Source organism: Stenotrophomonas sp. PD6, assembly GCF_049199305.1.
Classification (GTDB): Bacteria; Pseudomonadota; Gammaproteobacteria; order Xanthomonadales; family Xanthomonadaceae; genus Stenotrophomonas.
Map to the genome: position 1 here is coordinate 20,289 of NZ_JBLZQD010000026.1, position 7,348 is coordinate 27,636.

General features: G+C 69.3%; 6 protein-coding genes. 4 read left to right on the top strand and 2 right to left on the bottom strand.

The window, feature by feature from the left end; translation table 11 throughout:
- The first annotated feature begins 18 nt into the window (after nucleotides 1-18).
- Together ACOZHM_RS20155 and ACOZHM_RS20160 are read left to right on the top strand one after the other, a co-directional pair.
- Nucleotides 19-1,584, top strand: coding sequence for a protein adenylyltransferase SelO (locus ACOZHM_RS20155; protein WP_421571128.1), 1,566 nt, complete (start codon nucleotides 19-21; stop codon nucleotides 1,582-1,584).
- 64 nt (nucleotides 1,585-1,648) lie between these two features.
- The gene (locus ACOZHM_RS20160) at nucleotides 1,649-2,185 is read left to right on the top strand and encodes an adenine phosphoribosyltransferase (protein WP_421571130.1); all 537 of its coding nucleotides are present in this window, start codon (nucleotides 1,649-1,651) and stop codon (nucleotides 2,183-2,185) included.
- 64 nt (nucleotides 2,186-2,249) lie between these two features.
- Here the strand turns inward: ACOZHM_RS20160 and dbpA are convergent, their stop codons facing one another.
- Both dbpA and ACOZHM_RS20170 read right to left on the bottom strand, forming a co-directional pair.
- Nucleotides 2,250-3,626, bottom strand: coding sequence for an ATP-dependent RNA helicase DbpA (gene dbpA, locus ACOZHM_RS20165; RefSeq protein WP_421571132.1), 1,377 nt, complete (start codon nucleotides 3,624-3,626; stop codon nucleotides 2,250-2,252).
- 16 nt (nucleotides 3,627-3,642) lie between these two features.
- The gene (locus tag ACOZHM_RS20170) at nucleotides 3,643-4,719 is read right to left on the bottom strand and encodes a YeiH family protein (protein ID WP_421571134.1); all 1,077 of its coding nucleotides are present in this window, start codon (nucleotides 4,717-4,719) and stop codon (nucleotides 3,643-3,645) included.
- A 104-nt stretch (nucleotides 4,720-4,823) separates the two neighbouring features.
- Here ACOZHM_RS20170 and ACOZHM_RS20175 point away from each other — a divergent pair, with 104 nt between their 5' ends.
- Entirely contained in the window at nucleotides 4,824-5,726 is a 903-nt protein-coding gene (locus ACOZHM_RS20175) for a LysR family transcriptional regulator (RefSeq protein ID WP_421571136.1), read from the top strand.
- 36 nt (nucleotides 5,727-5,762) lie between these two features.
- The coding region (locus ACOZHM_RS20180; protein WP_421571138.1) for an ATP-binding cassette domain-containing protein at nucleotides 5,763-7,348 on the top strand (1,586 nt) is incomplete at its 3' end.

A 7,348-nucleotide genomic window follows, 5' to 3' on the forward strand; every position in this document is an offset into this window, starting at 1 on the left:
TGCCCCCATTTCAATGCCATGAGCACAGAACCGCTGCGTTTCGACAACCGATTCCTGCATGAGCTGCCCGGCGATGAAGAGGCCGGGCAGCGCGTGCGCGAGGTCCGCGGCGCCGCGTGGTCGTCGGTCATGCCCACGCCGGTGGCCGACCCGCGGCTGCTGGCGTACTCGCCGGAACTGGCGGCGCAGCTGGGCCTGGGGCAGGACCTGTTGGACAGCGCCGACTTCCCGCGCGTGTTTGGCGGCAATGCCCTGTATGCCGGCATGCAACCGTGGGCCGCCAACTACGGCGGTCACCAGTTCGGCCACTGGGCCGGACAGCTCGGCGATGGACGGGCGATTTCACTGGGCGAGCTGCTGGCCCCGGATGGCCTGCGCTGGGAGCTCCAGCTGAAGGGGGCAGGGCGCACGCCGTATTCGCGCGGTGCCGATGGCCGCGCGGTACTGCGTTCGTCGATCCGCGAGTTCCTGTGCAGCGAAGCCATGCACCACCTGGGCGTGCCAACCACGCGCGCGCTCAGCCTGGTCGCGACCGGCGAGGCGGTGGTGCGCGACATTTTCTATGACGGCAACCCGCAGGCCGAACCCGGCGCGGTGGTGTGCCGGGTGGCGCCATCGTTCCTGCGCTTCGGCAGTTTCGAGCTGCCCGCGTCGCGCGGCGAGGTCGACCTGCTGCGGCAACTGGTCGATTTCTGCATCGCGCGCGATTTTCCGGCGCTTGCCGGCGCGGGGGCAGAACGCTATTCGGCGTGGTTTGCAGAGGTCTGCGAACGCACCGCCGCGCTGGTCGCGCACTGGATGCGCGTGGGCTTCGTGCATGGCGTGATGAACACCGACAACCTGTCCATTCTCGGCCTGACCATCGATTACGGCCCGTACGGCTGGGTGGACGACTACGATCCGGATTGGACCCCCAACACCACCGACGCGCAGGGCCGCCGCTACCGTTTCGGTACCCAGCCGCAGGTGGCGTATTGGAACCTCACCCGGTTGGCGCAGGCGTTGTCGCCGCTGTTCGACGACGTGGCGCCGCTGCACGCCGGCCTGGCCCGTTTCCAGGCGGTACACGCGCAGTGCGAGCGCGATGACATCGCCGCCAAGCTCGGTCTGGCGCACTGCCAGGACGAGGACGTGGCGTTGATGGCGGCGTGGCTGCAGATCCTGCAGGACGGCGAGATGGACATGACGCTGGCGTTCCGCGGGCTGATGCAGCTCGATCCGCAGTCACCCGATGCATCGGTGCTGGAGGAGGCGTTCTACAGCGCGGTGCGGCGCGATGCGGTGTTGCCGGCGTTGCAGGCATGGCTGCCGCAGTACGCGGCCCGGTTGCGCAACGATGCGCTGGATGCGGCCGAACGCCGGCAACGGATGGCCGCGGCCAACCCGCTCTACGTGCTGCGGAACTGGCTGGCCCAGGAGGCGATCGAACTGGCCGAACAGGGCGACCTGAGTGGCGTGCGGACGTTGCAGGAGGTCCTGCGCCGGCCGTACGACCCGCAGCCCGGTCGTGAGCACTATGCCGGGAAGCGGCCGGAATGGGCGCGCGACAAGGCCGGCTGCTCGATGCTGTCCTGCAGTTCCTGAGTCGTCCGGAGGCGGGTGATCCGCGCCCGGGTTACCCTATGCCACCCATTTGTTGCATCCCGACATGACCGATTCCTCCGCCACGCCCGCCTGGGCAGGCCGCCTGCGCGACGTCGCCGACTTTCCCAAGCCGGGCATCCTGTTCAAGGACATCATGCCGCTGCTGGCCGACGGCGATGATTTCGCCGCGGCGATCGATGCGATGGTCGCGCCGTGGCGCGATGCGCGGCTGCACGCGGTGATGGGCATCGAATCGCGCGGCTTCATCCTGGGCGCGGCGATGGCGCGGGTGCTGGGCGTGGGCTTCGTGCCGGTCCGCAAGCCCGGCAAGCTGCCGGGCCGGGTGCTGCGCCAGGACTACACACTGGAATACCGCACCGACAGCATCGAGGTGCATGCCGACGCCTTGCCGCCCGCCGCGCGCGTGCTGGTGGTGGACGATGTGCTGGCGACCGGCGGCACGCTGCTGGCCGCGCTGTCACTGGCGCGGCAGCTGCAGGTCGAGGTGGTGGGTGCCGCGGTGCTGGTGGAGCTGGCCGGCCTGGGCGGCCGCGAGCGCTGGGCCAGCGACGTACCGCTGCTGGCCAACCTGGTGTATTGATCAACGCCGAAGAGCGTTGCGGTTCATGGCGTAACCGATGCCTCGTGCAACGAGGCACCTGTGGTTACATCTGCCGTACGCGGAAACGCCGGCCCTTGATCTTGCCGGCTTCCAGGCGTGCGATGGCCTTGCCCACATGTTCGCGGGCGATGGCCACGTAGGAACGCGTGGCGTAGATGTCGATCTTGCCGATCACCTTGGCCGACAGGCCGGCATCGCCGGTCAGCGCGCCGAGGATATCGCCGGGGCGCAGCTTGTCGGTCTTGCCGCCATCGATGCGCAGCGTTTCCATGGCCGCCTGCGGCAGCACGGCCGGGCGCGCGGTGGCCAGCGGGGTCTTCTGCCAGTCCAGTGGCTTGCCCTGCGCCGCTTCCAGCGCGTCGGCGCGGCTGCGCTCACGCCCGGTGACCAGGCTGATCGCCAACCCGGTGGCGCCCGCACGGCCGGTACGGCCCACGCGGTGCTCGTAGGTTTCGATATCGGTCGGCAGCTCGTAGTTGATCACGGCCGCCAGGTCCTGCACGTCCAGGCCGCGCGCGGCCACGTCGCTGGCCACCAGCACGTTGCAGCTGCGGTTGGCGAAGCGCACCAGCACTTCGTCGCGGTCGCGCTGTTCCATCTCGCCATGCAGGGGCAGCGCGGAGAAGCCGAACTGCTGCAGCGAAACGGCGACATCATCGACATCGCGGCGGGTGTTGCAGAACACCACCGTCGATTCGGGGTTGTACTTGAGCAGCAGCCCGGCCAGCGCCTTCTGCTTGCTGGCCAGGTCGACCTCGCAGAACAGGTGCCGGATCGCCGGGGCGTGGTCGGCGCCTTCCACGGTCACTTCGACCGGGTCGCGCAGCAGCACGCGCGCGATCTCGCGGATCTCATCGGGGTAGGTGGCCGAGAACAGCAGCGTCTGGCGGTCCTTGCTGGTGCGCCCGGCAATCTCGCGGATCGGCTCTTCAAACCCCATGTCGAGCATGCGGTCGGCTTCATCGAGCACCAGCGTGGTCACGCCGCCCAGCTTCAGGGCGCGCTTGCGGCCCAGTTCCTGGATACGCCCCGGCGTGCCCACCACCACGTGCGGGTCGTGCGCTTCGAGCGAGGCCAGCTGCGGGCCGAGCGGCATGCCGCCGGTCAGCACCACCAGTTTCAGGTTGGGGATGCCGGTGGCCAGCTTGCGGATCTGCTTGCCGACCTGGTCGGCAAGCTCGCGGGTCGGGCACAGCACCAGCGCCTGGGCGCGGATGACCGCCGGGTCCAGCGCCTGCAGCAGGCCCAGGCCGAAGGCGGCGGTCTTGCCGCTGCCGGTGGGGGCCTGCGCGATCAGGTCGCGGCGCGCCAGGATGGCCGGCAGCGCCTGTGCCTGCACGGGAGTCATCTGGGTATAGCCCAGCGCGTCGATGCCCGCCGCCAGCGAGGCCGACAGGGGCAGTTCGGAGAATTCGTTCATGCCACATTCTACCCGCTTAGCCGAACAGCCGGTGCACGCCCAGGTTGATCATCAACCCGCCCGCGAGCAGCCAGCCGAACAGCAGCCCGGCCAGCAGCAGCGGCTTCATGCCCGCCTGTCGCAGCGCCGATACATGGGTGGTCAGGCCCAGCGCGGCCATCGCCATGGCCAGCAACACGGTGTCCAGGTCGATGGCCGCGCCGACCAGCGCGGGCGGCAGCAGCTGCAGCGAGTTGATGGCGGCCACCGCGACGAACCCGAACGCGAACCACGGCACCACGATCTTCGCCCGTGGCACACCCGGCAGGGCGCTGCGGCCGCGGGCGAGCAGCAGCGACAGCGCGACCAGGAACGGGGCGAGCATCATCACCCGCACCATCTTGGCGATCACCGCGGTATCGGCGGCACCCTCACTCACCGCGCGCCCGGCGGCCACCACCTGGGCCACTTCATGCACCGTGGAGCCGGTGAACACGCCATACAGCTGCTCGCTCATCGGCAACCAGGCGTGCGCCAGGTTGAGCTGGTACAGCGCCGGGTACAGGAACATGCCCAGCGTGCCGAACACCACCACCGTGGACACCGCCACGGTGACCTGCTCGGCGCGGCCGCGCACCACGGGCTCGGCGGCCATCACCGCGGCAGCGCCACAGATCGCGCTGCCGGCGCCGATCAGCAGCGCGCTGTCGCGGTCCATGCCGAACCAGCGGGTGCCGGCCCACCAGGCCAGGGCGAAGGTGCTGGACAGCACCAGCGCATCGATCAGCACGCCGGCCACGCCCACCTGCCCGATGTCCTGGAAGGTCAGGCGCAGGCCGTACAGCACGATGCCGGCACGCAGCAGCCACTGTTTGGCGTAGCCCACCCCCGGTGCGGCGTGGGCCGCCAGCCGCGGGTACAGCGTGTTGCCCAGCGCGATGCCGAACACGATGGCCAGGGTCAGCGCGCTGATGCCGTGTCCCTGCAGCCACGGCAACGTGGCGAGGCCCATCGCCGCGGCGGCCACCCCGGCGGTCAGCAGTAGGCCGGGGAGGCGCCCACGCCAGCGCTGGATGACCGTCGACGTGGGCAGGGAAAGGGGTGAGGCGTTCACGGCACACTCCGATGGAAGATGCGCAACAGGGTGCGCCCAGGGCATAAACCTGTAAAACGCATTGTTTGTGTAATTTCAACCTGATTTACAGGTAAATTGTCCCCATGCATCTGACACTCCGCCAATGGCAGGTGGTCGTCACCATTGCCGACGCCGGGACCACCGCCGCTGCCGGGCAGCGGTTGGGCCTGTCGCAGTCGGCCACCAGCGCGGCCCTCAATGAACTGGAGGGCCAGGTGGCCGCGCCGCTGTTCGACCGTATCGGCCGCCGCCTGGTGCTCAACGCGCACGGCCGCGCCTTGTTGGCCCCGGCCCGGGCGCTGCTGGATGCCGCCGCGGAACTGGAGACGCAGGCGGGCGTCGGCCGGGCGCTGGACCCGAGCCGGCTGCCGCTGCGGCTGCGGATCGGGGCCAGCACCACCATCGGCAACTACCTGCTGCCCGGCCGCATCGCGACCCTGCTGGCGGCCAACCCGCAGGCCGAGGTGGACCTGCGGATCGGCAACAGCGCCGAGGTGGTTGCCGCCGTGCAGCGGCTGGACGTGGACTTGGGGCTGATCGAGGGGCCGTGCCATGAAAGCGGTTTGCAGGTGCTGCCGTGGCAGCGCGACGCGCTGGTGATCGTTGCGGCCGCCAGCGCCGAGCTGCCGGCGCACGTGGACCTGCCGACCCTGGCGGGCGCGCGCTGGTTGCTGCGCGAACCCGGCTCCGGCACCCGCGAGGCGGTGGAGCAGGGCCTGCTGCCGCACCTGCATCACTTCGCGCGGTCGATGCAGCTGGGCAGCACCGAGGCCATCAAGCAGGCCGCCGCCGCAGGGCTGGGCATCGCCTGCCTGTCGCGGCTGGCCGTGGCCGACCTGCTGGCGCTGGGCAGCCTGCGGATCCTGGACACGCCGCTGCCGCCGTTGTCGCGCCAGTTGTGGGTGGTGCGCCACCCGGGCAAGCGGGTTCCGCCGCCGCTGGCTGAATTGCTGGCGCTGCCGCCGGCGGTTTTCGACACGGCCTGAGCGACGCCGCGCACCGCCAGCCCGTACAATGGTCGGATGCCTCTGATTACTCTGCAAAACGTCGACTTCAGCGTCGGCGGCCCGTTGTTGCTGGAAAAAGCCGAACTGTCGATCGAGCCGGGCGAACGCATCGCCCTGATCGGCCGCAACGGCGCCGGCAAATCCACCCTGCTCAAGCTGTTGTCTGGCGACCACAAGCCCGACGACGGAGAAGTGCGCGTGCAGCAGGGGGTGCGCATCACCCGGCTGGAGCAGGAGGTGCCGCACGGCGCCGCCGGCAGCGTCTTCGACGTGGTTGCCGAGGGCCTGGGCGAGCTGGGCCACTGGCTGGCCGAGTTCCACCACCTGAGCGTGGCCGAGGAGTTCGACGGCGACGCCTTGTCGGCCGTGCAGGCCAAGATCGATGCCGCCAACGGCTGGGGCCTGGACCAGCGTGTGAGCGAAACGCTGACCAAGCTCGACCTGGATGGCGATGCGGAGTTCGCGCGCCTGTCCGGCGGCATGAAGCGCCGGGTGCTGCTGGGCCGCGCGCTGGTGTCCGCGCCGGACCTGCTGCTGCTCGACGAGCCGACCAACCACCTCGACATCGAAGCCATCGACTGGCTCGAAATGTTCCTGAAGAACTGGAACGGCAGCGTGGTGTTCGTCACCCATGACCGTCGCTTCCTGCGCGCGCTGGCCACCCGTATCGTGGAAATCGATCGCGGCCAGGTCACCAGCTGGCCGGGCGACTGGGCCAACTACGAGCGCCGCCGCGAGGAACGCCTGAACGCGCAGGCGCAGGAGAACGCGCGCTTCGACAAGATGCTGGCCCAGGAAGAAGTGTGGATCCGCCAGGGCATCAAGGCCCGGCGTACCCGCGACGAGGGCCGCGTGCGTCGCCTGGAAGCGATGCGCAACGAGCGTTCGCAACGCCGCGAGCTGGGCGGCAACGTCCGCATGGAAGCGTCGCAGGCACAGAACTCCGGCAAGAAGGTCATCGACGTCAAGGACGTTTCGTTCGCCTTCGGCGAGCGCACGATGGTCAAGGATTTCAGCACCACCATCCTGCGCGGGGACCGGATCGGCCTGATCGGCCCGAACGGCAGCGGCAAGACCACGCTGCTCAAGCTGCTGCTGGGCGACCTGGCTCCGGACAGCGGCGAAGTGCGCGCCGGCACCAACCTGCAGATCGCCTATTTCGACCAGTACCGTTCGGTGCTGCGCGAAGACTGGACGGCGATCGAGAACGTCGCCGAAGGCCGCGATTTCCTCGAGGTGAACGGCAAGCGCAAACACGTGCATGCCTACCTGCAGGACTTCCTGTTCACCCCCGAACGCGCGCGTGCACCGATCACCCGCCTGTCCGGTGGTGAGCGCAACCGCCTGCTGCTGGCCAAGCTGTTCGCACAGCCGTCCAACCTGCTGGTGATGGACGAACCGACCAACGACCTGGATGTGGAAACGCTGGAGCTGCTCGAAGAGCTGCTGGGCGACTACACCGGCACGCTGCTGCTGGTCAGCCATGACCGCGACTTCCTCGACAACGTGGTGACCTCCACGATGGTGATGGAAGGCAACGGCGTGGTCGGCGAGTACGTGGGCGGTTACACCGACTGGCAGCGCCAGGCCGCGCGCATGGC

What these genes read in the sequence shown, in the direction of transcription:
- ACOZHM_RS20155 (WP_421571128.1), top strand. Translation starts at nt 19, where the DNA reads ATGAGCACAGAACCGCTGCGTTTCGACAACCGATTCCTGCATGAGCTG.
- ACOZHM_RS20175 (WP_421571136.1), top strand. Translation starts at nt 4,824, where the DNA reads ATGCATCTGACACTCCGCCAATGGCAGGTGGTCGTCACCATTGCCGAC.
- ACOZHM_RS20160 (WP_421571130.1), top strand. Translation starts at nt 1,649, where the DNA reads ATGACCGATTCCTCCGCCACGCCCGCCTGGGCAGGCCGCCTGCGCGAC.
- dbpA (WP_421571132.1), bottom strand. Translation starts at nt 3,626, where the DNA reads ATGAACGAATTCTCCGAACTGCCCCTGTCGGCCTCGCTGGCGGCGGGC.